Genomic DNA, 25,670 nt, shown 5'->3' with positions numbered 1-25,670 from the left:
TTGGGAGAATATCAACGATTGGGAACAGTTAAAAAAGCAAACAAAAAAAGCCGGAGATTACCGACTTTTTTGACTGAAGACCAATCGTATTAAACAGATTTTTTGTTGCGCTTAAGTATGAGGCTGTTGATTTGCGTTCCAGGCACTTCGCTTTCCGCGGGGCGGCGCTGAGCCTCCTCGGAGCGAGCTCCTGTGGGGTCTCAGCTCTGCCGCTATTTCCCGCAGGAGTCTGCGTGCCTTCCACTCCAATCAACAGGTTTTTCAAACTTATACGTGCTAAATCATAAGATCTCAAAGCAGATAGAATTTCTCAATTTAAAGCCCTTAATAACTTTGATACTCCTATTTTACACCAAAGAATCTTTTCAGTTTGGTGAACATGCCTGTGTTTTCTTGTTCGAGCTGCTGGAGCGGAACGGCTTCGCCGAGGATGCGGCGGGCGATGTTGCGGTAGGCGACGGATGCTTTGCTGTTCGGGTTGAGTGCGATCGGTTCGCCGTGGTTGGATGCTTTGATGACTTCGTCGTCATCTGCCACGATCCCGATCAGGTCGATGGATAGATGGGCCGTGATTTCATCGACATCCAGCATATCGCCATTTTTCATCATATGGCTGCGGATCCTGTTGATGACAAGTTTGGGCGCTTCGACATTCTCTTCCTTTTCGAGCAGGCCGATGATCCTGTCGGCATCACGGACGGCTGAGACCTCGGGAGTCGTGACGACAATCGCCTTGTCTGCTCCGGCAACGGCATTCTTGTAGCCTTGTTCGATCCCTGCCGGACAATCGATAATGATATAATCATAGTCCTGCTTCAGCTCTTCTACCAGCTTTTTCATCTGTTCAGGATTTACAGCGGTTTTATCACTTGTCTGGGCAGCAGGAAGCAAATAAAGAAGATCTTCAAAGCGCTTGTCCTTCACAAGAGCCTGATGGACCTTGCAGCGGCCTTCAATGACATCCACCAGATCATAGATGATGCGGTTTTCAAGCCCCATCACCACGTCCAGGTTGCGCAGGCCGATATCTGTATCGATAAGGCAGACCCGCTTCCCCTGCAAAGCCAAAGCTGTTCCGATGTTGGCGGATGTAGTCGTTTTGCCGACACCGCCTTTGCCTGAAGTAATTACAATAGCTTCTCCCACACTAGTGTCCCCCTTCCAATCTCGTTAAGTTTGGTCTGAGATGCATTAAAACCTGCAATCTATCAACTATCATTTGTTCATTTTCATCTATGTAGGCACATTCCATTTCCCTCATGTCCTCATCCTTGCTGTGATCAGGCGCCCGGTTGATGCAGTCGCTGATCCTTAGCTGGGAAGGCCTCATCATGCTTGCCGCTATGACTGCCTGCTTGTTTCCGTAGCAGCCGGCATGGGCAATTCCCTTTAAGCTGCCCATGATAAAAATGCTTCCTCCCGCCATGACAGTGCCGCCGGGATTCACATCCCCAATCAGGAGCAGGTCGCCAGGAACTTCAAGGACCTGCCCTGAGCGGATGATTTTTGCCACCGACATAATCTCATTTTCTTTCTTTTCCCTCTCCGCCTCTTCCTTAGTCAGAACATTTGAGCTGACAGAATCAACAACAAAGTTCTTCTTTGACCTGATCAAATCCTTCAGCTCTTCCTCCTGATCAGCGGTAAGATAGCGGTTTCCTGCCTGAACCCTTACAGACATAAGCGGAAGGTCTACATTGGTTCTCGCGCTTTCGGAGAGCTTTCTATCAAGCTCCTTTTTCAGTTCCTCATAGGAACAGGAGTCGTCCAGATGAAGAGTCAGGCCGTCCTTTGTCCCTTTTATTGTCACATTCTGAGTTTTCTTCATTGCAAGATGTTCACCTCAATAAGAAAAGCGCAAGCGCTTTGGTCACCCCCTAAAAGCAGAAGGCGATCCTCCCGGAAAGGCGTTCTTTGCCTTTGTGGAAGGATTGGCTTCTGACCTCGAGGGGGCAGGCGCTGTGGCTAGACAGTGATCAAATTAAAAAAATATAAACTTTCTTATCCTGATAAGAAAAACCTGGCATCTGCCAAGTCCTTACAGCCGGCTGACCGGCTTTCCAACCCTTCAGAACAGCTGTGCTGCCTCTGCAAAGGATACGAGCCGTACACCATACATAGAATCAATGTATGCCTTTTTTGCAGCTCCACATAATACAATTCGACATAAGCTCACAAAATCCTTTTTTCGCCTGTGCAGTTTTACATGCTGCCACAATATTTTTATCGGCTGCCCTCAAGCTTTTTCAATATCACTGGCCGTATTCATCAAGCTCGCGTGCAAACTTTTCGAAAAACTTCTTAAAAGGAAAGGATACCACAACAATGAAAGCGAGATTCAGCACAAGCGTCGGCAGCAGCCTCTGCTGCAGGAACACTGAAAACTCCATGTTTGTGCGGTGAATCAGGAAATTCATCTCGTACACACCCAGTTCCAGAAGCGCCAGTTCAAACAGAGTGATAAGGGCGACCACTGCAAGATTGGTATGCAGGATCCGGATGATTTTGGACGCAATATAGGCCAGCAGCGGCAGCATGAATAAATAGATGCCGATGATATCTGTATACACAATATCAAACAGCAGGCCGAAAATCAGTCCATAGATAATTCCATGTTTTTTACTGCCGTAGATGGTCAGGAAAATGATAATGACCGCCAGGAAATGCGGGACCATGATCCGTTTGCTGTTATACAATTCTGCAGACAGCAGCTGGACAAAAACGCTGTCCAGGACGAAAAAAAATAAAACGAGAAGAGGAAGAAGAAACCGTTTCATTCTCTATTCCTCCTCTTCTTCCAACTTGTCCAGGTCTGGCTTCTCCATTGATAGCTTTGCGACCATAACATGCTCTATATCATAAAAGTCTGCTCCAGTCTTTACATATGCAGTCTGGTTCAAGCCGAACTCATCGGGAACGACCTCTTCCACGACCCCAACAGGCAATCCGGATGGAAATACGCCGCCAAGTCCTGAGGTTGTGACGATTTCCCCTTTTTTAATTTTTGCGTCATATGGAATCCGCTTTAGCAAAAGAAGCTTTTTCTTTGTATCATAGCCTTCAATAGTCCCATAAATCTTTTCATTGATAACGGCTGAAATCCGGTTGGCTGGATCGGTGCTGCTAAGGAGCTGAACACTGGCGGAAAGATTGCTCGTATTTTTCACTTTCCCGATTAAGCCGCCGGCTGTTATAACAGCCATATCTTTCTTCAAGCCATCTTTTTCACCTTTATTGATAATCAGCGTCTCTTCCCAGCGGTCAGGATTCCTCGCAATCACAGTTGCCTGGATGGGCTCATATTTGCTTAAATCACCTTTTTTATCAAGTATTGTCTGCAGCTTTTCATTTTCATCCTTCAGGCGCTGCACATCGGCCTCAAGCATGGCAAGCTGATCAAGCCGGCCCTTCAATTCCTTGTTTTCTTCATATGTATTCTGCAAGTCTTTCACATTTTCGAAGAATCCGGCAACATAGCTTGCCGGCCGGGAAACGATGGTCTGCGCCCAGCTCGCTGTATCTTTCACAAATTGCTCTGCCCATGAAAGCTTTTCCCTTTCTTTCAGGGAAAATCCGATTAATGCCACCAGAATAATGATACTGACAAGCAGGATGATCAGGCGTTTATTCAGGAAAAACTGTGGCATGGTTCACACCTCTATTTCTTTAAAAAGAAGAGACTCCAGGATAAAAGCGAATGACTGCTTCATGCCCGGAGCCGCCCTTTTTGTTATTAATAAGAATCTTTGGATTTGTTTTTGAATAAGTGAATATGGTCGAGCGCCTTCCCTGTTCCGATTGCCACACAGTCAAGCGGATTTTCGGCGATCAGCACAGGCATTTTTGTTTCCTCTGCAATTACCTTGTCCAAATTGCGGAGAAGCGCTCCTCCGCCAGTCAGCACAATCCCCCGGTCCATGATATCAGCAGCCAGTTCAGGCGGCGTTTTTTCCAGGGTGACCTTTACGGCATCCACAATGCTATAGACAGTATCACGAAGGGCAGCGGCAATTTCCTCAGCTGTAATTTCTATCGTTTTTGGCAGTCCTGTCAAAAGATCGCGGCCACGGATTTCCATATTTTCAATGCCTTCAGGCTCACCGGCGGAGCCGATCTCCATTTTAATGCTTTCAGCTGTCCGGTCGCCGATCATCAGGTTATAAGTTTTGCGGATATAATTAATGATTGCATCATCCATTTCATCTCCCGCAATGCGGATTGACTGGCTCGTAACAATGCCGCCAAGTGAAATGATGGCCACTTCAGTCGTCCCGCCGCCGATGTCGACAACCATGCTGCCTGTCGGCTCCCAAACAGGAAGATTTGCACCTATTGCAGCAGCAAACGGCTCTTCAATCGGGTAAGCATCGCGGGCACCAGCCTGGCGTGTTGCATCAATGACAGCACGCTGTTCTACAGCGGTGATGCCTGAAGGCACACATACCATTACATACGGCTTGCCGGCAAAGAAGCCCTTTTTGACAGCCTGTCTTATATAATATTTCATCATGGTAGCCGTTGTTTCATAATCAGCGATAACGCCGTCCTTCATAGGACGCATCGCCACTACATTGCCCGGCGTACGGCCGATCATATTCTTCGCATCGTTGCCGACAGCGACAATGCTTTTAGTATCCGTCTGCATGGCAACCACAGATGGCTCCCTTACAGCGATTCCTTTTCCTTTTACATAAACGAGTGTATTGGCAGTCCCCAAGTCGATTCCAAGATCCCGTGTTCCGATTCCAAACATAGCTGTATCTCCCTTTCTGATACGAAATGCAATTTTTTAAGGTGATTTTTATATTCGAAGAAGGCTGAAAAAGCAGCCTGGTTAGCAGTTGGCAGACTTATTCTAGTCTAAAAAATCATAAATTATATTATATCCTAACAATCGGTAAAATCATAGTGTTATAAATAACCTTTTTCCTTTAAGCTGACATATTTGTTTTCCCCGATGATCAAATGATCGAGCACATCAATGCCGATGATTTTCCCGCACTCCGCCAGCCTCTTCGTGACTTCGATATCCTCCCTGCTCGGAGCAGGGTCGCCAGAAGGATGGTTATGGATGCAGATGATAGACGCAGCCGACCTTCTGAAGGCCTCCTTGAAAACCTCCCTGGGATGAACGATTGAAGCATTCAGGCTGCCGATGAAAATCGTCTGCTTATGGAGCACCTGATTCTTTGTGTTCAAGTAAAGGCAGACAAAATGCTCCTGCGAAAGGAAGCGCATGTCATTCATGACATATTTGGCGCCGTCCTCAGGTGAACGGATCACAAAGCGGTCATCATAGGAAAGGCTGGAAATTCGCCTCCCTATCTCGACCGCGGCCAGTACCTGAATGGCCTTGGCCATGCCGATCCCTTTAATGCTGGTCATCTCATCAAGCGTCGCATCCTTCAGGAGGCGGAGGCCTTCAAAATGGGTAAGAAGCCTGTTTGACAGCTGGAGCACAGACTCCTCTTTAGTCCCGGTCCTGAGCATAAGAGCAAGAAGCTCATGATTGGACAGGCTTTCCGGGCCATTCTGGATAAAGCGTTCGCGCGGCCTCTCATCCTGCGGAAAATCACGTATCATCAATGATTCAGTTTTCAATATGGTTCCTCCCTTGCCGGCGGGAAAGGGAGGCAGATGATCGTACAGTATTTAAAAAGGCAGAGTGAATCCCGCCTTTTTCAATTCTCTTGCTGTTCTTGAAAGCGGAAGCCCGACGACTGCGAAATAATCACCATCAATCCGCTTCACAAGCGTTGCACCAAGACCCTGGATTCCATAAGATCCGGCCTTGTCGAAGGGCTCGCCGCTTTCGATATATGCCGACTTTTCGTCATCTGTCAGCTCCCAAAATTCCACATCCGTTTTTTCGTAAAATTTAACTTTGCTTTTTTGCGGAGTAATAATTGATACTCCGGTATAAACCGAATGGACTCTGCCGGACAAACGAGTCAGCATATCGTATGCATCTCTGCGCCCATCCGGCTTCCCTAGAATAAGACCGTCTGCAAAGACAATCGTGTCCGAACCAATGACAAACGCAGCTGGATTTTTCCGGGCGACAGACTCCGCTTTCCTGGCCGCAAGCTCCATGACCACATTTTCGGGAAGCATTCCCGGTTCGAATGTTTCGTCCACATCACTGCTGGAGACTTCAAATTTCAGCTGAAGATTTTCAAGAAGTTCTTTTCGCCGTGGAGAAGAAGAGGCTAATATGAGGTTCTGCAAAAAAATCACCCTATCCTTTACTTGTATCATTTTGGGAGATACAAACTAATCGTACCAAAATTTATAGGTTCTAACAATTTTTAAAAGAGTTTTGTCAAAAAAAATGGGAGCTTGTCGAATGAAGTCCGACAGCCCCCTATAATGTGCGATATTTCCTGGAAAATATTCACCCTTTTATTAAAGTGCAGTGTACGCTGCAATGAATGACAGCAGATGCTGCTGAATTGCGTAATAGCCTTTTTCATCCGGGTTTTTCTGATAGCTGGCGATCAGTTCCGCTGCTTCTGAAAGCTCCTTCTGCATGACCCCCACACGATCCGCAGAAAGCTTTGCTCCATCAAATCCTGCAAGCTGTACTGATACATCGGCCGCCTGCTTTAATGCTTCTTCCGGAATCGCAGCTCCAGGTGAAGCAGCCCCAATTCCTGCAGCCATTGCCGAATATATCCCCGGGGCCGCTTGCAGGAATTTTTCATCTTCCTCCTGCAGCTTCTCCACAGTTTTTCCACCAGCAGCCAGTTCCTTGGCAAATGTATCAATGCCCTTGCTCTTATAATCTGTTCCAAGCTGTTTCGCATCTTCCAGCGACCCTGCAGCTCCAAGGAACAGATAAGATTTTCCTTCCATCTCCATCAGCTGTGCCGGGGCTCCTTTTTCAAAAATCGTGGTTTGAATCTTTTCAGCCGCATCCTTCGTTGAAAAGACACCGCCCTGAACAACAAAAACTGTAAGAGGCTCAAGGGCCAATGTTCCGTTTCCCGCTGAGCTTTCCTGATTGGTGCCGCTGGCATTGCCTGCTGCTGTCTGCACAGCTCCTTCAGGCTCCTCAGCACTTCCATCATGTATTACCATCTTCAGCATTAAAAAACCAAGGCTTGTCCCGAACAGGACAGCAAAGAATACAGAAATGACAACTGAACGGACCAGCGCTTTCTGATTGGAAGGCTTCCCCGGTGAGCTGAATATACTGCTTTTCTTCCCGCTTCCTTTTTCTGTCTTTGCGGCAACCTTGTATTCCTTCGGTTCTGGATCCTCCTCCATGATTTCAGGGAGAATCCAGTCAAACTCATCATCTGCCGCTTCCCTGGCAGGAGCTGCCTCCAATTCAGCCAGGTCCTCGTTTGCTGATAGAACCTTCCCCTCTGCAGACTCTTCTTCCACATTCTCTAAGTGCTGGACTTCTTCTGCAGGATCTCTTTCCTTTTGGGCCGTTTTGTCTTTCATATGCACGGCTTCCCGATCCTTGCCATTCAGCTTGATCGTAATGGTCCGTCCATTCCCTTGGTTTTCCACAGCTTGTCCTCCCCGTGTCGATTGCTGGATTTGCCTTCATCCTAACACAGGGTTTAAAAAAAATAACAAGACTTTTGTCGTCTTGTTATAGGATGCTTTCGTCAAATTTTTTAGTTGTCTTTCACAATCATATCCACTGACAGTTCATGTACCGGAATCGGTTTGCCTGAAACCCCCTGGTAAGAGCAAAGATTGCGGTTTTCGCCGTACAGGCATACCGTCCTGATATGCTCCCCCTCTATTTCTACAAAGCTGGCGTCTGAGGGTTCAACATAATTGCCGGTATAGGGATCCTTAAAAGCTTCCATGAAGCCGGCTTCGGAAACCATATTGAAAGTAATCCGCTGAGCGAGTGTATTGCCACTGGTCACTTCGCGCTTCACAAAATAGCCCGCTGCTTCATTCAGCGCATAGGCATTGCCGACAAAGGCTTTATCTCTTGATTTCTGGATTACATTTAATATGGAGACAGTTGCGATTGCGGCAACAATGCCTAATATCACTATGACAGCCAGCAACTCTATTAATGTCAATCCATTTTCATTTAGTCTAGCAAAGCTCTTCTTCATACTAGACCCCGTTTCTGTATACTAGATTAAGGCTGAGTATCTTCTTCCCCTTCAATCTCCTCCTGGTCGGAAAATCCGCTCAGTGGATTTTGCTTATTGGATACAGCCGGAACATCAAGCGGCGGCAGTTCTTTTTGCAGTTCTTCAAGCGAAGGGTAATAATAGGCTGCAAGAGATAACTCAAATTCTACTTTTTCAGTTTCCTGTTCTACCGAGTAGATTTCATTAAGGCCGGTGAAGCTAAACGCCTCTACTTTAACAATCCTTTTTAAAGATTCCAGACTTTCAATAAACCGCTCCAGTTCAAAATATGTTTCTGCTTCTCCGCCGAGGGAGAGTGTGATTTGCCGGATACCATTAGGGAGCTGTCCCTCGCCATCAACAGCCTCTGGAGATTCTGCCTCTTCTCCTTCTCCTACCGGTTCTTCTGCCGCTGCTGTTTCCAGCAGGTCAACCTCTTCGTCTTCATCAGTACCGTCCAGTCTCAATTCCAGTATATTGGAATCTGAGATCACCTCAGCTTTTTCGATGTCCAGCAGCAGCTGATCAAGCAGCCTCTTTACAGGAACTTGCTTTTGCAGTTCCATAGTAGTTAAAATTGTTTTTTCATTTGTCTGTGTCAGATTACTCTCCACAATTGTTAATTGCTGATTTGCCATTTGGAGCTCATTTTGCTTCCTCGAAAGCTGATCATGCAGCGGCAATACAAATATATAATAACTACCAGCTGTAAGTCCTATAGCTAAAAGCAATCCAGCTGTCAATATAATTAGGTTTTTTTTTGATAATTGAAGGTTCAAGGTGCTGTCCCTCCTTCACTATCTTTTTCCTTTGCCTTCCATTCGGCCTTAAGCAGTTCCGGATTGATTTTGAATTCATAGACTGCATAATACCTGGGAAGGTAGCCAAGATCAACGGCCGACACTTCAGAATCCCCTTCCACTGCCTCATTGATGGCTTCAGCAGTCTTGGCTTCCTTGAGGACCGCTTCGTCGAGCCAGCCTAATGTCAGCAGAGAGTTAAGATAATAGGCTGCCTGGCTCTTTGTATCAAACTGGACAGCTAATTTGATTAAGTTGTCCTCATCCATCTCAAATTCAGCGATATAGCCTCTGTCAGGAAGTATTTTTGTAATTTCCTGAAGGACATAGACCATACTGAAGGGCTGTTTTTCTGCCCAAGTGATTGCCTCTGTCAGCTGTCCGGCAGCATTGGATGCTTCAAATTCAATCAGCTTTGCATTTTGGATTTCCAAAATGGCATTTGTCTGGGCAATCTGCTTTTCTACCTTACTGATTTCATCTTTTTTGCTTCCTGTATAGAGAAAAAGTACAGCAGCTGTTACTGCCAGTAAAAGCAGCAGAGCTCCAGAATAGATGTAGACCGCCCGGCTTCTCTTTTCTTTTTTGGGGAGCAGGTTAATATCGACAAGCATGTTCTACACCTCTTTTAAGCCTAGGCCGACGTTAAGGTTGAACTGAGGGAGATAAGATGGTTTCTCCCTAAATTCAGCCGTTTCGGATAATAATACAACCGGTGCATCCAGCCGGCTGTTCAGGGCGGATTGAATTTCCTCCAGCAAAGGATGATCACCATCTACCAATATTTTTGTAATCTGTCTGTTCCCCTGATAAAGAGAGTACCGGTAAAAGCTCATAACCCGATCAAGCTCTTTATAAATATCCTCCAAGGGACTGATAATTTCCTCTTTATCACCAAGGTATGCCAGTTGATTCCCAGGTTCCAGCTCCCACTTGCCGCTGTCAATATCCATCAGCAGATGCCGCATAAATACCGGCTTATGATTTTCAAAGATACTAACATTAATCTGCTGGATGTCTGCTTGAACCATCATCAGGTTTTCCTCTGAACCTATCAGATCCAATTCATAATAAAGTCGATACAGCGCAAGGCATGATATATCCGCAAGAACAGGCTTCAGCCTGGCTTCCTCGAAAACAGAAACATATTCATGAACGATTTCTTCAGGAGCAGCAAAAAGCAGGATTTCTTTCATTCCACTTTCGCCTGTTTCTAATATTGTGTAATCAAAAACCGGGTCTTCAAAGGGCAGATGTATGGATGTTCCAAGCTCCATATAAAGATAGCCCTTGATTTCTTCGGCAGATACATCTTGCGGGATGCTCAGTTTTCTGATAATGATCACAGGATCCGGCACCAAAAATGCAATCTCCTTACCCTTGATTTTCCACTCTGAAACACATTCCTCCAAAATGGCTGTCAAGGTTTCCGCATCCTGAATTTTGCCTTCTCTTATTATACCGTTCGGCAAATATCGCTCTTCTGACCGCAGGACATGAGGTTCTTTATTGTTTTTTAATTCAGCCATCCGGACAACATGGTCCTTGACCGTTATGTTGATCACTCGATTTTTGCCGAACGATATAAGAGGTGCCATAAATAACTTAACTCCTTACATGAATGAATAAAGATACCAGTTTAGCAGCTTATCTCCCATAAAATAAGCAGTCAGGCAGCCTAAAGCTATGTATGGACCAAATGGAATAGGCTTGCCCTTTTCAATTTTTCCAGCAAGCAAACCGGCAATCCCAAAGAAAGCACCGAAGAGAGTTGCAAGGAAAAATGTTAACAAGACTAACTTTGTGCCTAAAGCCAAACCTATTACTGCAAACAGCTTGATGTCTCCCCCTCCCATGCCACCCTTGCTGACCACGGCTATGAACAGAAGCAGGAAAAATCCTGCCGCAGCCCCGGCTGCAGAATCCCACCACGGAGATAAGGGGATAAATATCCGCTCCAATAAAAAAATCACTGCAAACACAAGCAGGACTTTGTCGGGAATAATCATATATTTAATATCTGACACAAACACGATGACCAAAAGAGAAATCAGCGTCCATGCGATGGCCAGTTCAAATGTCCAGCCCATCATTAACGGGGCGAGCACAAATAATAATCCGGTAGATAATTCAACAGCAGGGTATAGAGGAGAAACCGGCGCCTTGCAGCGCCGGCATTTCCCTCCCTGCAGCAGATAAGAAACAACCGGTATGAGCTCAAACGGCCTTAAAGTATGCTGGCAATAAGGACAATGAGATCTTGGCTTGACTATCGACTGCTTCAACGGAATCCTCAGGCCGACTACGTTGTAGAAGGAGCCTAGGAGGAGTCCGTAGAAAAGAATAATAACAAAATACAACTCAGCCTCTCCCTATTAAGGCTGCTTAGCAGGTGGGATTGTCTCAGCACCTTTTGCTGCTTTATTGATTTCGTCGATTGTAGCTCCATTAAAACTGATATTGATCTTTCCTGCTTTCCCTTCACCTTTCAATGTATACTTTTTATCTTCATAAGTTACTGTATAACTAGTTAATCCTACATTTTCTACATACTCATCTAATTGTCCTTTTGTAATAGTAGATTTTCCTGTATCATCCAACGGATTTGCTGCCACATATACCTTAGCTGCATTCAATACAGCTATTGCATCCGCCTTTACTGCATCTTCCTTAGACTTCTGGATAATACCGCCAATACTAGGAATCGCAATCGCCGCAATAATCCCCAAAATAACAATAACTGCCAATAACTCGATCAGTGTCAAACCTTTTTCATTTTTGAGTTTTTGAGCCATTTTTTTAAACATTTTATACTCCCTCTCATATGAGTTTTTGCCTATTACTTTAGTAGGTTAATCCTATTATACTAGATTCTGCAAATAACAAAAGTTGAAAATGTTAATTTCTTGCAAAATTTTGTTGTCAGCCGACATGGTTGAATATTTCAAACATCGGCACCATGATGGACGTTACAATTGTTCCGACAATACCAGCTAAAAAAACAATCATAAGCGGTTCTATCAATGATTTTAGGCGGTCGGTGGTGCTCTCTACTTCTTTTTCATAGAAATCTGCAACCTTTGAAAGCATTTCGTCAAGTGATCCGGATTCTTCACCGATAGCGATCATCTGTGAGACCAGCGGCGGGAAGACCCAATGTTTGCGCATCGGTTCTGTAAGGGATTTCCCTTGTTCCAGGGATGTCCGGGATTTTTGAAGGACCTTTGCCACCACTTCATTTTCGACTATGTTCTCAACAATACTCAAAGCCTGGAGGATAGGGACCGAGCTTGCAAAAAGCGAACTGAGTGTTCTGGTCATCCTGGCCAATGCAGCCTTCTGGAGCATTTTGCCGAAGATAGGGAGCCTGAGCAGGAAATAATCAAAATAGTATTTCGTATTCTTGTTATTCCTGATAACCGAAACCCCAATAAAGACCCACACAAACATTAGTATGACTAGCCACCAGTATTTCTGCATAAATTCGCTGGAATTGAGAACGAATTGCGTGATGGCCGGCAGTTCTCCCCCAAAGTCCTGGAACATCTCCACAAACGTCGGGACAACACTTACTAGCAGAAATATGACAACTGCAACTGCTATAATGCCGACTGCAATAGGATAGGCAAGGGCGGATATGATCTTCTGCTTTGTAAAATGCTGCTTTTCATAATGAACTGCCAGCCTCTCCAGGGTATCATCCATGTTTCCGCCTGCTTCGCCTGCTTTAATCATATTGACAAACATACTGGTGAAAACCTTTTTGTGCTTTGCAGCGGCATCAGATAAAGAATTCCCCTCTCTTAAATCCTGCTCGACAGCAGCAAGCGCTTTTTTGAGTGCCTTGCTTTCTGTTTGCTGAGAGAGTATGCCGGTTGCATCCACGACCGTGACTCCTGCCCTAAGTAAAGTGGCGAATTGTCTTAAATAAATGACAAAGTCCTGGAGCTTAACCGGATTGCCGATTGATATCTCTTTAGTCAGCAATGTTTCAGGTATTTCATTAAGATCGAGAATCCTGATACCTGATTCTTTCAACTGAAGCATCGCTTCCCTCTTTGAAGCAGCTGTTACAATCCCTGACTTCTTCCCTTTTAAGTCGCGGCCGCTGTATTTATACCGAGCCATTTCAATTCACCTTTTCCAAAAGATAAGGCATTGCTGCCTCTTTCGAAACCTGGCCTGTCTGGACAAGTTCCTTGATGCTCGTGTCCAGTGTATGCATGCCATGAGCTTTTGAGGTCTGCATGATACTGGTAATCTGGTGTACTTTTTCATTGCGGATGAGGTTTGCTACGGCTGAATTATTAATTAATATTTCTGTCGCCGCTTTCCTGCCTCTGTTATCTGCCAGCGGAAATAACCGCTGCGAAACGATGGAGACGAGAACAGAGGCAAGCTGGATTCTGATCTGTGCCTGCTGGGAAGGCGGGAAAACATCGATAATCCGGTTGATCGTGGCAGGTGCACTCGAAGTATGAAGAGTACCGAGGACAAGATGTCCGGTTTCCGCCGCAGTGATTGCCGTTTGTATCGTTTCCAAATCCCTCATCTCCCCGACCATGATCACATCGGGATCCTGGCGCAATGCAGCCCGAAGTCCATTGGCAAAATTGCTGGTATCCAGGCCGACTTCACGCTGGTCGATGATGCAGTTGCCATGTTTATGGAGGTACTCGATTGGATCCTCTAACGTAATAACATGTTTTCTCATCGTCTTGTTCATAAAATCAACCATCGAAGCCAGAGTAGTTGATTTGCCGCTTCCGGTCGGCCCTGTCACAAGGACGAGGCCTTGTGGCTTGCCGGCCACTTTTTTCAGGACAGGCGGAAGATCCAGTTCATCGAGGGCTGGAATTTTCGTCGGCACAACCCTCACTGCAAGTGCAATGCAGGAACGCTGATGATAGGCATTAACGCGAAATCTGGAAACACCCTGCACACCATACGAGAAATCAAGCTCTCCCTTTTCTTTGAATCTCTCCCACATATGGGGAGGAATCATCTCTTTTGCCATTGCCTCTGTATGTGCAGGGAGCATGGATTCTTTTCCATATCTCTTCATCTCGCCATTGATGCGAAAAATGGGGGGTACGCCGACTGTTATATGAATATCTGAAGCTTTCAGCTCAAAGCCTGCTTTCAGCAGAAGGTCCACTTTTTCTGTCATATCAGTTCTCCTAATCAGGAATCGCCACTCGAAGCACTTCTTCTGTTGTGGTGATTCCCTGTTTTACCTTAAGCAGCCCGTCATCTATCAGAAAAATAGTCTTACTTTTAAGGGCCAGCTCCCTAAGCCTGGAAAAGGACTCACCATTCATGATCACTCTCCGCATGCTATCGTCGATAACAAGCACCTCGTGGATCGCAATCCTGCCCTTGTAGCCGGTCATATTGCAGGAGGCGCAGCCCCGTCCCCTGACAATTACTTCAATCTTCATGCCCCGCTTGGCAAAGATCTCTATCTCCCTTTTAGTCGGCTCCTGGGTTTCTGCACAATCACGGCACACTTTCCGGACAAGCCTCTGGGCAACAATCCCACTGAGCGAGGACGCCACCAGAAAGGGTTCAATCCCCATATCAAGGAGCCTTGTTATGCTTCCAAGGGAATCATTCGTGTGGAGGGTGCTAAGAACAAGGTGTCCGGTGAGCGAGGCCCTGATTGCCACCTCCGCAGTCTCTTTATCTCTTATTTCTCCGACCATTATGACATTCGGATCCTGACGCAGGATCGCACGCAGGCCCATGGCAAAGGTCATTCCTACGTTTGAGTTCACCTGGATCTGGTTGATTCCTTCCAGCTGATATTCAACAGGATCTTCAACTGTGATGATATTAACCTCTTCACTGTTGAGCCGGTTTAAAGCAGCATAAAGAGTGGAAGATTTCCCTGAACCGGTCGGACCGGTAATAAGGACGATTCCAGTCGGCTTCTCGATCATATCTGTAAAACGGTTTAGATTTACCTTATTGAATCCCAGTTTGTTAAGGTCATTCAGTGCACTTCCCAAATCCAGCAAACGCATAACGATTTTTTCACCATAAACGGTTGGAAGTGTCGAAATCCGCAGATCGATAGGATGAAAGTCTAAATTCATCTTTATTCTGCCATCCTGAGGGACGCGATGCTCGGTAATATCAAGGTTGGCCATTATTTTTATTCTGGCAGTCAGGACACTTTGCATATGCTTTGGCAGTACCCGTTCCGTTCTGAGTACCCCGTCAATCCTATACCTTATGGCCACCTTTGTTTCCTGTGGGTCAATATGTACATCGCTGGCCTTTACCGCAGCCGCATTTGCCATTATCTGATTGACCAGCCGGACTATGGGAGAATCTTCATCCACAATCTTCTCTTCCTGAATTTCCCGCGATCCCTGCCCTGCATCCAGGAGTTCTTCAAAGCCTTCATCCATATCATAGTATTTATTGATGGCACGGATAATATCATCCTTTGTAGCAATTGCTGCTTCTATATGAAAACCTGTTGATAGTCTAAGATCGTCAATGGTATAGAAATCCATGGGATCAGCCATGGCAACATACAGTTTTTCTCCATCCTTTTTTAATGGAAGGATCAGATTCCGCTTGGCCATATCTTTAGAAACAATACTGAACAGCTTTGTGTCAAAGGGATACCTAAAGAGGCTGACATGCGGTATACCCAGCTGGAACTCCAGTACTTCAATCAGCTGCTGTTCAGTAATATAACCTCTTTGAAGAAGGGCATCGCCAAGCCGCTGGTCCCTATGTTTTTCTGCCAGGGCAAGCTGAAGCTGTTCTTCAGTGATTAAACCGGATTCTACCAGCAAATCCCCTAAGCGCTTTCGGGTCTGTTTCATTGGCCATTCCCCTTTCCGCCATTATTTAGGCTCTTCATTCGGCTTGCCCCAAAGGCTCCCATCATTATCCTCATTATCTGAGGTGCTGCTGCCATCAGCTGTTTGAGTTCCTTTTTCCATATCCCCTGCTGCGCTTTCCTGTTTGTCGTCTTTCAGTGAACCGCTCTCATCTGTACCGTCAGTATTTTCTTCCTGCACTGGTGAAGTCCCTATGTCCCCAGGTACAGCATCAACTTGAGGTGCACTGGTTTCCGGACTGATTAAAGATTCCTTGATTGTAAGACTATGAACCTCAACTTTATGAACCGGAGGATAATAGTCTTCGGAAATGAGCTCAGATTTTAAAAGCGCTCCCTTTTCGTCGATCGTATCACGGTAGACCTTGACCAAAAGGCCTTCCTCTCCTTCAACAACTGTTTTTTTCTCCCCAAATTTCAATTTTGCATCAAACTGAACAACAGTTTTGGGCTTAAAGGTTTCTTTGTCTTTTAATTTGACATCATAGGAGTACATATACTCCTGGCCGGTCAATGCTACATAAAATAAATCATCGCTATAAGAAAATTTAAGCTTGTATGACTGGTCATTAGGGTTAAGGAATATCAGATCCATATTTTTGTTTTTATCAGTCCTGGCTTCAAAGCCGGCTTCCGTGAAAGAAGGGAGGGCGCGGCCGATATGCCGTTCTGCAATAGTAAAATTACTGGACAGGACAGCTCTATAGATGAGCGATGAAATGATACTCAAGGACCGTTCATTATAAACTATATTATTTTCTTTCAGGATCCCTAATATCGATATTCTGCTTTGAGGATCTATTTCAATGGAAGGAAATCTTTCAGCCCAGTCTGCAAGATCTTTTGAAGCTTCCTGATAGGTTATTGACGCTTCAGAAATAACCACTTCACTTTCGGAAACCGGCAGATATGTATCCAGCTTGATCATATGGCTGCCATCTTCGAGGACTGCAGCATACATTCTCAAGTCGGATATTAAACGTGATAAATCCAACTTCCCATCCACCAATTCAGCGGTAATCCCTTGCAGTAATTCCGTGAGAAGATTGTCGTCAACCGATGTAATGATCTGATTGTCACTTTTATCAACTGCAGCCCTTACCGACTCATCCATCTCAAACAAGAAGATATCAAGCGGAATACTTTTTTCTTTTTCTTTATATCGGAAGGTTAGCTGGGTATTTTCCCTCCAAACTTCCTGCCCGCTTGAAATCTTCAAAAGGGCGTCATCATGAGTTAACCCGCTTACATCCACATTTCCGATCCTTGTCCCAGACCCGAATATTTCATCTGAAGAAAATACATTTACATAGGCAGAGGCTCCAATCTTCGAAAACGAGAGAATGAAGGCTGTACTGATTCCCAGTACGAGAAAAAGCTTTAAAAATTGAGCTTTATTCATGCCAGGCGCCCTCCTTATTAAGCTTCAACATTCATTGACAACTCAACAACTACATTAGGCCCTTCTGTCTGGGCCTGTTCAATGATTGCTCTCGTAAGGAGAGTCCCGTTCGGAATTAATACGGTTCCATTTTGCCCCCATATGTCTGCAGTTACTTTTTTTCCGTTCAGAAGTTCAATCTGCTTTTCCTTAAGTGTCTCTATATCCGATTCTTCTTCCAATGCAATATCAGTAATGAATGCTTCATTTTCTTTCAATTGCTTATTCTGAGGGTCCAGCAATGAGATATCATTTAGGAAGCCATCTGCAGCATCCTCTTTAACAATAAGGATATCTTTCCCGTAAGTTAAAACATATTCAGAAGGCAAAGCCTCTTCATTGCTTCCCGATTTCATCTCCATGCCAAGGATATTGCCTGTTTCATCGTCAATATAGTATTCAATTGCTTCTCCAATCAGTTCTCCCTTTCGGGTCATTACTTTAGTGCTGATAATTTTGATTTTTTTGTTCACCAGCTGGTTGGCAATTGGAATTTCGTTTAGATCGATTACAGCATTGTCACTCTCCACAGTAACTGCATATTCACCAATCCCCACTACTTTTTTAAAAGGGATCGCCTTGACACTTACCTGCCAATCCTCATGTTCAATTGTCAAAAAGTCTACAGACCCTTTTTCCGGATTTATCACTAATGTTTTCACTTTACCGACCTGCTGACCGTCCGAAATGCTAATAATGGGAAGACCGGTAATCTGCGAACTGTTTTTCATAAAAGTCACCACACCTATATTAAAGTTTCGTTACACACATAACAGTAATATTACATTATTTCCTTATTTTTTATCAGTCTAATTATAAAAATATTTATTTTGTAAAAATTGGATTTCCTGCCGGATAATTGGATGTTTTGAATACTTCCCTTCAAGTTCTCCCAGTAGCCTCTTTAATTTAGCAGTTTCCTTAAATGACAGATAATGCTGAATCAAGATGGTGGCAAAGGTATAGTATTCAGCCGGCTGAAGATTTGAAATCATGCATTTTTTAAGCATTGCCTCATAATCATTGGCTGACATAGTCATCTTCATGGCTTTCAACTGGTCGACCGCAGTCTGCAGTACCTGATGGCGGAGCATTCTATTAGAAGAATTTTGCCCTTCTGCAGATGCCTGAATATCCAGCTCTCCTGTATTGGTTAAAGTGTTTTTGGTTGCATCATCAAAATAGTAGCCATATCCATTTTCAGTGTCATCAGAAAGAGCAGAACGGTCTAATTCAATAGATGCCTGGATGCTGATATCATAGATTGAATCAATATTTTCTTGAGTTGCATTTCCTTTATCCCCATTTGTTTGAGAATCCCGGTTTTCAGAGTCATCCAAAAATTCCCGCTCACCCCAGGCTACCTCTGAGCTTTCTTGTTCTTGTTCTTGTTCTTGTTCTTGTTCTTGTTCTTGTTCTTGTTCAGGCTTTAGAACTTGTTCTTCAATTTGATCTGGTTCAGATTCTTGATCTGGCAAATCCAGCATTTTTTCTATGTCTGCCAAGTAATAATATTCGTCACTTCTTTGTATTTCATCTAAATCCTGCAGATCCAATTCCTCTGATCCGGCCAGCTTCGGGATGTTTCCTGGCAAATCCCCTTCACTTCCAGCTTCTTCCTCATTTTCAGTGAATAAGGTTCCTGCATAAACATCCTCCAAGGTGCTTTCCCCGTCTTGCTGAACTGGCTCTATGTCATCAGACTCTTCCAAATAAGAAATTGTTTCGATATCGCTTAAGATTCCAACCTCGTCATCCTCTGCTGACTCTCTGATCAGGAAGTTTTCCAAGTCATCCACCATTTCCAGCGAAGTATCTGCCTTCTCTTGGGAATTTCCAGTTAACTCTGCATTGTACTCATCAGGAACTCCGGAAGACGGAAGACTTTCCGTATAAATGTTAACGGTATCGCTGCTGTATGCTTCATCCCCGCTGAAATCTGTTTCTTTATCTTTAAATTGACTATGCTGCATTGAATTCGTCCGCTCTTCGATGCCTGCTGACTCTGCCGCAAAAAATAATCCTGTCATTCTGGTTCCAAAGATATAAGCACAGACCATTATGAACAGCAAGATAAGAATAGCATTCTGCCAAAGAAGAAATGCATCCTGGGCAGCCAGTGCAAGGCCTGCTGCGCATAAGGAAGCAGCCACCGATATAATCTTCCCTTTCCTGCTGATGCCAAGCGGCAGGAAATACAAGATAGGAACAAGCAAAACAAGTGAACATAACGCAAATATATAATTGCTCATATCATCCACTCCCCCTAAGTGGTAAAATAGGCTTATTTGCCATATCTAGAAAATGAAAGAGAAGTATCATTTTTCGACCTATAAAGACAAATATAACTACAAAATATTGTATAATAAGATAAGAAAGAAAGAAAGAAGGGTCTAAATGAAACTCAAAAAAATTTATAATAGTTCAAAAGGCCTTACTTTAATAGAGGTTTTATTATCTCTTGCGATCCTGAGCATTATCCTGTTAGGTTCTATGAAATTTTTTACACAAGCTTATACTTATACCAGCGGAAGCCAAAATAAAACAGCTGCTGTTAACGTTGCCAGAAATGCACTAATGTTCATCGAAAATGAGAGTTTTATAGAAGTAAGAAAAAAATTTCTGGAAGACAATCTGTCTGGCCTGTCCCTTTACATATGCAATAACAGCTATATAGCCGATTGGCATGGCGATAGGTCTGAATTTCCGGCCGGCTGCAGAAAAGACAAGATTACCGTCAACAATATTCCGTTTGACGTTACAATCAGAAAAGGAAAGGATTATAGCAAATTTTCCTCATCCTTTATCCCTCTGGAAGCTTCTGTTAAGTGGGAAAACCAGGGAAAAACCGAAGAAACAAAAATTGAAGGGGCTATAAAAAGTGAAGATCTTCGATAATAAAGGTGTTACCTTATATGAACTTCTTGCCGCAATGGCCATTACCATGATTATTTTGCCAGTCATTTATGGGGTCTTCACTTCCGGTGTTAAGCTTTATAACAAAATACAGGTTGAAGGCCAGCTGAGGGATGATGCTGATTATGCAGCGACCATGATCATGAACACCTTTTATTCTTTTCCATTTGACTATGTAAAAGGCTGCGGAACCAATTGCCTTGAGCTGGTTGACTCCAGGCATACTGCGGTTGAAAAAGTTGAAGACAGCAGCTTTTATTCAGTTAATAAGAATGAAGAAAATGAACAGCTGACTTCTCTTCAAATAAAGCTGACCGATAAAGGCAGCGATAGCCAGGCCAGTGCCATTGAAATTAATAATTCCAAGCTAGATGTTTCTGCCGATTTTTCAAACTCAGAAATCAGCTTTGCCTGCAGCAATTCCGTCAGCGGGAACTGCCAAAGTTTTATGATCAGCTTAAATTTGGTCCTGGCTGATGAACGGCTCGACGATAAGTTGTACTTAGACAGCAAATTCGGCTTTACTGGAGGAGGCGCTTCTAATGAATAATGAGCGGGGCAATACCCTGATTACCGTCATGCTTGTTTCTTTGATATTTACGGTCCTTGGCCTGAGTATTCTTGCCTCCTCCATCGGCAGTGTCAAAAGAACAGAAACAAGAGAATCAGACTTAGATGTGACTTACGACTCCATAAAAGTGCTGGAAACTATGACAGCTGACCTGTCGGGAAAACTGTCTTCATTGCCGCTGGATTATTATATGGATTTTGAAAATAATAAGGTAAAAGGTTCCTATAATACTGATATGAGGAATCTGCTTTCGTCTCTGCTATCAGACACAAAGAAAAATTCCGGCTCATCTTTTGAATGTATTAATATTATTGATGTCAGCAGCGGACCTCCTGCCGCTGTTGATCCGTCTTCTTCCTGTGGAAGGCAGCTGGAACGAGACACGATTTATACCCTTAATACAGATAAGGACTTTACCAGAGTTCTTGATTTTGTTTTGGTAACGAAGAATCCGGCAGAAACAGAAGGTAAAGTTTCACGAACAGTAAAAAAGAGGATCATTCTATCTCCCCTGCCCAGCTTTCTAAAATATGCAGTCGGGTCAGAGGCGGATGAAGAGGATTCGGGACTTTTCTTGAACGGCTCTCCAAATATAGCCGGAAACACTTATGCCAACAGGCTTGCAATAGATGAGGATGCTCATTATATTTACCGGAATGGTGAGGAAAAAACAGTAAGCACACCGAAGCCATCCCTAATGGGCGACATATACAGCAGTACTTCTCATTTGCTGCCTGTTGTATCGGAGAGCAAAAATTTTTACAGGGAACAAATCCCCCCTTTAAAACACGACAGCCAGTTTTTTAATATCGATTTTGAGAAAACGATGAATCAAAGAATAGCTGCCCTGCAGAGAGATGCTAAACTCGATGTCAGGATGCCTGATGATACGGAAAAATTAAAAGATATTATAAGTTTAGGCATCAAAAAGTTAGCAGGAACCTCCTATCAAATTAACCCGGAGGGCTATGTAAAAAAAATTGAAAATGCTGAAAGCCAGACCTCTTTGACTAGCGAAGATGTCATCCCTCTGGCGGAAGGTTATGTTATTGACAGCCGGGATGAGAAAATTGAAATAAAAACTGATACAAATGTGAATGGCGATCTTGTGATAATGAGCACCCAATTTCCAATAGATATGGATAGCACAATCATTGTAAATGGTGATTTGTATATAATGAGCTATAAGGATATAACTTTATCCAAAAATATTTATGTGACCGGAAAAACTGTGATTTTAAATTATGGAGAGAAAATCGCTCTTGGCGGCGATCTCATTTCTGCTGAATCAATTTCTGCAGAGTCGTACAAGAATGCTTCCCTATCTTTAAAAGGCAATATAATGACCGGAACCAGTCTTACTCTTCTCCCTAATGAAACTTCCATCAATTTTAACAAGGATATTATTACGGGTGAACATTTTACCATCAATGGCAATGAAACAGACGGTTCTATCGAAGATGACGCCGTTGCCTTTGATTCAGTCGTATACACTGGAGGGAAAGCTTCCATATCAAATGCCAATATTGTAGGGGTTAAAGATGATAATGGAAATGAACAGCAAATCATTTTAATGGCAAAAGATGATCTGCTGATAACCCGGATAGATGAATTCAATAAATACAGCTCTGTGGATGAAGATGGAGAGCCTTATTTGCCAAAGAAGTTTGACAAGAATATCACTCCACTGAAAGGATTCTTCTATACAGAAAAGGAAGCAACCCTATATGGAGTCGGATCACTCTTCTATATACATGGCGGTGTTTTTGCGAAGCAAAAACTAACGATTAATGCAGTCCGGGGCGTGACTGAAAGTATAGATGATCTGCCTAAGTTACAGGAGGGAAAACTTTCCCGTTTTGTTGTTAAATATGATCAGGAAGTATTGCTGAAACGGATTGAGACTCTTCCTATAATGGAGCAGCTGCAAATATTTTCGGACAAATTGCTTGTATACTAGACTTAGTTTATGAAGATTAAAAAATAAATCAAAAAGGTGCTGAAATATCAGCACCTTTTTGATTACCACCTGCCTTCCCCGGAAGCCCCATTATCTCCGCCCGCTTGTTTATCACTCACTTCAAACAGTGCCGAAGCTTTTGGCTTGGATTTGTCCCGCTGCTCTTCTGCCTCAGCAGTAACAGTTGAATAGCCCACCTTCTCAGCCACCAGATAATACTTTCCATTTTCTTTTTTTACAGCAACACACCCTGGAACTGTAGAAGCCACTTGAACGATTTCTTTGTTGGTGGCGTTGTCTGGATTAAAAATAAGCACTGATTCAATCGCGATCTTTTCATTAAGATTCAATTTAAATACCGGCTTTTTAAACTTAATTTCCTCAAGACCGATATAAGGGTCCTTTACTATGATCCTGACTCTCGCTTCCAATTTTGAACCATCGGTAGTCTTGACGATAAGCTCAGTTATACCAGGCGTTCTGCCATTAATTGAATTGCCATTTACTATTGCAGCTATATCAGTATTGGAAACTGTAATATTGAGATTTTTATTGGTTGCATCCGCCGGCAGTATTACTAATTGGAATGCGGCAGTCTTGCCGACCTCCACTTCAATCGGATCCGGTGAAACGCTGATTGATTCTATTCTTTTCTCAATTGTCAGTGATTTTGTAACTGGCTGATCAGTAGCAGAGAATCCGCCAATCGCTTTAATCATAATCGTGTTTTCCCCAGGCTCTGTCAGAGGGATTTCTTCATCTGGTGAGAACTCCTTCCATTCGGTTGTGCCTTTTTCGTTTATAATCTTGTAAAAATATTTAACTCCCTGTCCTGCCACCAGCTTTGTCAGTTTAACATTGACATGTTCATTTGCCTTTTCGCTGCTGTTATAAGACTTGCCTGTGTCCACACCTGTCATTTCATAATCAAGTACCAGATAAATTGTAGCCTTGCTCCCATCACTGTATATAACTTCAATTGATTTATTGTTATCAGTAAAACGCATATCCATGATCGGCTTATTGAGCAGCCCGTGATCATTTGGGAATCCAGTCTGCGCCAGCTTTTTCCCATTGTCGCTAAGATCGATTTTGCTGATGATGCCTGCTGCATCACCATCATACGCCTGCTGCTTTGTCGTGTCCTTCAGCCTGACTTTCATATTGATGACCTGGCTGGAGGCGGCAATTGTTGTATCGTACTCTTTTCCGAAACGACTGTCCTTATAATATAATTTAGCAGCAGGCATTTTAACATTGCTGAGTGCCCACTCACCCTTAACCTTGAAAGATGCTGTCACCTGTTCCGGATTGAAGCGTCCGTTACTGTAGCTAATCGTTTTGCCCAACGTTAAGATAACTTCATCTTTACCCTCCGATTTTTCCGCTCCTGGGGAACTTACCAGTGAGAGACCTTTAGGAAGCGGTTGAACGATCTTCAGGTCGGTTAAAGAACCCTTCACAGTATTATTCACTAGGCCAAACGGATTGATCGTGTACTGCACCTCAAACTCATTCGTTTCTTCCGCTGACCCGCTAATCTTAATAAGGTTATCAGGAGTGTTGATGGTTCCGTTTAAATTCATTGTGCCCCTGAAGCCAGGAGGCGCATCCTCTTTAACCTCAATTGTAACCGGACTGTGAGGCTTGGTTATTTTACGCCCGTTCAAATCTGTATAAACCATGCTGATATTATCAAAAGTATAAATACCCAGATCTTTAAAACTTAGCGGAAGGTTTAAATCTATAGGCTGTGATGCATTCTGGTTTATTGGATAAGGGAGATTGAACTTGATGCTGGCGAAGCCGTTTTCATCAATTCTTGCTCCGGTGCCTTCAATCAAACTTACCTTACTGCTGTATTTCTTCAAATCTACCTTTATCTCCCCGCTTATTGATGGTGTATCCATATCAGCAGATATATCACGGAAAATAGATGAGATATTTTCCTGAGTGGCCTGCCGTGCAGTTACCCCGGTAGTAGAGGACAATTCTCGCAAGTAGCCCATATCAAGTTCTGTGTTGCTGCCGAATCCGATTGAAAAAAGTTTGATATCCTTCATGGCAAGTTTTTGAGCCATGCTTAATCCGTGCTTTTTTATAGCTGATTTTGTTTCAGCAAGATCAAAATCCTGTTTGTATGTGTGTCCGTTAGTCTTATGATAAACAGAAAACCCTTGATTATAAACCTCATAATTCATTACTACATTCCCAGTGATTTTTTTTCCTGTATCCCAGCAAACTATAAAGCAAGCTCTCTCATTATAGGTAGTTCTTTCAATGACTTTTGAAAACGTCGGCTCACCATCCGTCATAAACAATACATATTTATTATTAGTGCTATTACCAAACATGCCTAGAGCAGCGTCCAGAGATTGCGTATAGTTTGTTCCTCCAAGTGCCGATAGGCTATTTGAATTGGAGTTGATCAGGTTGAGGCTGGCCATATTATTTTCTGGAGCAAAGTTAACAACCTTCCCTGTTTCAACATCATCATCGAACGGCACAAAGCCAAACCGGTCATTCGGCCCTGCATTTTCCTTGAAAAAGCTCACAGCGGCCGTCATGGCGTCTTTTGCGCTCTGAAATTTCTGCGGATTCCTGCCTGAGTCATTCATCGAGCCGGATTTATCAAAAACAAACACTACATCAATCGGGTCGCGGTTTGCGTTAGTGGCTTTGCCTTTTGGCGTCAGGTGGAAGTCGATGCTTCCCTCGGCATTGCTGTTCTGCGGTTTAACGATGACAGATTGCGATGCCTTTGCGCTAAAATCCACCCCCGCTTCTTCTGCTGCCAATATATCCTTTCCTGTATAGGAAAGCATAAGGATCAGCAGCTGCAGCATCAGGATGGCAGATATAGCTCTGCTATACTTCCTCATCATGTTCCCCCTTTCTCATTTTCCTCTATATATAAAACTCTCAGATGTCAACTGTGTCATTTTTACTATTATTATACCAATTTACCTATAGATTCCAAAGCTTTATCTTGCGGAATTTATCATATTTTGC

General features: G+C 43.7%; 24 protein-coding genes. 3 read left to right on the top strand and 21 right to left on the bottom strand.

Annotated features, from left to right (window positions below; all coding sequences use genetic code 11):
- Positions 1-342 precede the first annotated feature (342 nt).
- The 20 genes from minD to Q9R36_RS15595 form a co-directional block, all read right to left on the bottom strand.
- Positions 343-1,146, bottom strand: coding sequence for a septum site-determining protein MinD (minD, locus tag Q9R36_RS15690; protein ID WP_094766970.1), 804 nt, complete (start codon positions 1,144-1,146; stop codon positions 343-345).
- 1 nt (position 1,147) lies between these two features.
- Positions 1,148-1,828, bottom strand: a complete 681-nt coding sequence (gene minC / locus Q9R36_RS15685) for a septum site-determining protein MinC (RefSeq protein WP_311225502.1) — start codon at positions 1,826-1,828, stop codon at positions 1,148-1,150.
- 424 nt (positions 1,829-2,252) lie between these two features.
- Positions 2,253-2,777, bottom strand: coding sequence for a rod shape-determining protein MreD (gene mreD / locus Q9R36_RS15680; protein ID WP_009796094.1), 525 nt, complete (start codon positions 2,775-2,777; stop codon positions 2,253-2,255).
- Between the two features lie 3 nt (positions 2,778-2,780).
- On the bottom strand, positions 2,781-3,647 hold the full coding sequence (mreC, locus tag Q9R36_RS15675) for a rod shape-determining protein MreC (protein WP_311225501.1): 867 nt from the start codon (positions 3,645-3,647) through the stop codon (positions 2,781-2,783).
- Between the two features lie 86 nt (positions 3,648-3,733).
- Positions 3,734-4,753 (bottom strand): rod shape-determining protein, encoded by a 1,020-nt coding sequence (locus tag Q9R36_RS15670; protein ID WP_009796092.1) that lies wholly within the window; start codon positions 4,751-4,753, stop codon positions 3,734-3,736.
- 158 nt (positions 4,754-4,911) lie between these two features.
- On the bottom strand, positions 4,912-5,583 hold the full coding sequence (radC, locus tag Q9R36_RS15665; RefSeq protein ID WP_009796091.1) for a RadC family protein: 672 nt from the start codon (positions 5,581-5,583) through the stop codon (positions 4,912-4,914).
- Positions 5,584-5,652: 69 nt separating this feature from the next.
- Complete coding sequence (locus Q9R36_RS15660) at positions 5,653-6,228, bottom strand: Maf family protein (protein WP_224951586.1); 576 nt, start codon at positions 6,226-6,228, stop codon at positions 5,653-5,655.
- A 177-nt stretch (positions 6,229-6,405) separates the two neighbouring features.
- On the bottom strand, positions 6,406-7,521 hold the full coding sequence (locus Q9R36_RS15655) for a hypothetical protein (RefSeq protein WP_009796089.1): 1,116 nt from the start codon (positions 7,519-7,521) through the stop codon (positions 6,406-6,408).
- 110 nt (positions 7,522-7,631) lie between these two features.
- A complete protein-coding gene (locus tag Q9R36_RS15650) occupies positions 7,632-8,090 on the bottom strand; it encodes a type II secretion system protein (RefSeq protein ID WP_022544235.1) in 459 nt (152 codons plus the stop codon).
- A gap of 26 nt (positions 8,091-8,116) precedes the next feature.
- The gene (locus Q9R36_RS15645; RefSeq protein ID WP_311225500.1) at positions 8,117-8,890 is read right to left on the bottom strand and encodes a pilus assembly protein PilO; all 774 of its coding nucleotides are present in this window, start codon (positions 8,888-8,890) and stop codon (positions 8,117-8,119) included.
- Positions 8,887-9,525: a fimbrial assembly protein gene (locus Q9R36_RS15640; RefSeq protein ID WP_311225499.1), complete on the bottom strand. Its 639-nt coding sequence runs from the start codon at positions 9,523-9,525 to the stop codon at positions 8,887-8,889. The genes Q9R36_RS15645 and Q9R36_RS15640 overlap by 4 nt, the downstream gene beginning before the upstream one ends.
- 3 nt (positions 9,526-9,528) lie before the next feature.
- Positions 9,529-10,509: a type IV pilus biogenesis protein PilM gene (gene pilM, locus Q9R36_RS15635; protein ID WP_009796085.1), complete on the bottom strand. Its 981-nt coding sequence runs from the start codon at positions 10,507-10,509 to the stop codon at positions 9,529-9,531.
- 15 nt (positions 10,510-10,524) lie between these two features.
- Positions 10,525-11,271, bottom strand: a complete 747-nt coding sequence (locus Q9R36_RS15630; protein ID WP_311225498.1) for a prepilin peptidase — start codon at positions 11,269-11,271, stop codon at positions 10,525-10,527.
- A gap of 15 nt (positions 11,272-11,286) precedes the next feature.
- Positions 11,287-11,718 carry a prepilin-type N-terminal cleavage/methylation domain-containing protein gene (locus Q9R36_RS15625; protein WP_311225497.1) on the bottom strand — a complete coding sequence of 144 codons (432 nt, stop codon included), beginning with the start codon at positions 11,716-11,718 and terminating at the stop codon, positions 11,287-11,289.
- A gap of 115 nt (positions 11,719-11,833) precedes the next feature.
- Complete coding sequence (locus tag Q9R36_RS15620; RefSeq protein ID WP_311225496.1) at positions 11,834-13,039, bottom strand: type II secretion system F family protein; 1,206 nt, start codon at positions 13,037-13,039, stop codon at positions 11,834-11,836.
- Position 13,040: 1 nt separating this feature from the next.
- Entirely contained in the window at positions 13,041-14,081 is a 1,041-nt protein-coding gene (locus Q9R36_RS15615; protein WP_009796081.1) for a type IV pilus twitching motility protein PilT, read from the bottom strand.
- Between the two features lie 10 nt (positions 14,082-14,091).
- A complete protein-coding gene (locus tag Q9R36_RS15610; RefSeq protein ID WP_311225495.1) occupies positions 14,092-15,753 on the bottom strand; it encodes a GspE/PulE family protein in 1,662 nt (553 codons plus the stop codon).
- 21 nt (positions 15,754-15,774) lie between these two features.
- Entirely contained in the window at positions 15,775-17,172 is a 1,398-nt protein-coding gene (locus Q9R36_RS15605) for a G5 domain-containing protein (protein ID WP_311225494.1), read from the bottom strand.
- A 17-nt stretch (positions 17,173-17,189) separates the two neighbouring features.
- The gene (locus tag Q9R36_RS15600; RefSeq protein ID WP_311225493.1) at positions 17,190-17,942 is read right to left on the bottom strand and encodes a PRC-barrel domain-containing protein; all 753 of its coding nucleotides are present in this window, start codon (positions 17,940-17,942) and stop codon (positions 17,190-17,192) included.
- Between the two features lie 78 nt (positions 17,943-18,020).
- Positions 18,021-19,463, bottom strand: coding sequence for a hypothetical protein (locus Q9R36_RS15595; RefSeq protein WP_311225492.1), 1,443 nt, complete (start codon positions 19,461-19,463; stop codon positions 18,021-18,023).
- Positions 19,464-19,608: 145 nt separating this feature from the next.
- On the opposite strand from Q9R36_RS15595, the gene Q9R36_RS15590 reads away from it, so the two are divergent.
- Genes Q9R36_RS15590 through Q9R36_RS15580 form a run of 3 tightly spaced genes read left to right on the top strand, consistent with a single transcriptional unit; the run spans position 19,609 to position 22,658 of the window.
- The gene (locus Q9R36_RS15590) at positions 19,609-20,109 is read left to right on the top strand and encodes a type IV pilus modification PilV family protein (protein WP_009796075.1); all 501 of its coding nucleotides are present in this window, start codon (positions 19,609-19,611) and stop codon (positions 20,107-20,109) included.
- Entirely contained in the window at positions 20,093-20,677 is a 585-nt protein-coding gene (locus Q9R36_RS15585; protein ID WP_148973640.1) for a PilW family protein, read from the top strand. The genes Q9R36_RS15590 and Q9R36_RS15585 overlap by 17 nt, the downstream gene beginning before the upstream one ends.
- Positions 20,670-22,658 (top strand): hypothetical protein, encoded by a 1,989-nt coding sequence (locus Q9R36_RS15580; protein ID WP_311225491.1) that lies wholly within the window; start codon positions 20,670-20,672, stop codon positions 22,656-22,658. The genes Q9R36_RS15585 and Q9R36_RS15580 overlap by 8 nt, the downstream gene beginning before the upstream one ends.
- A 62-nt stretch (positions 22,659-22,720) precedes the next feature.
- Here Q9R36_RS15580 and Q9R36_RS15575 read toward each other — a convergent pair whose 3' ends face one another.
- Positions 22,721-25,543: a VWA domain-containing protein gene (locus tag Q9R36_RS15575; protein WP_311225490.1), complete on the bottom strand. Its 2,823-nt coding sequence runs from the start codon at positions 25,541-25,543 to the stop codon at positions 22,721-22,723.
- Positions 25,544-25,670 lie beyond the last annotated feature (127 nt).

The organism is Bacillus sp. AG4(2022), assembly GCF_031844465.1.
Classification (GTDB): domain Bacteria; phylum Bacillota; class Bacilli; order Bacillales; family Cytobacillaceae; genus Bacillus_AB; species Bacillus_AB infantis.
Note: the sequence above shows the minus strand (reverse complement) of the source record. Positions and strands in the feature narration are given on the sequence as shown.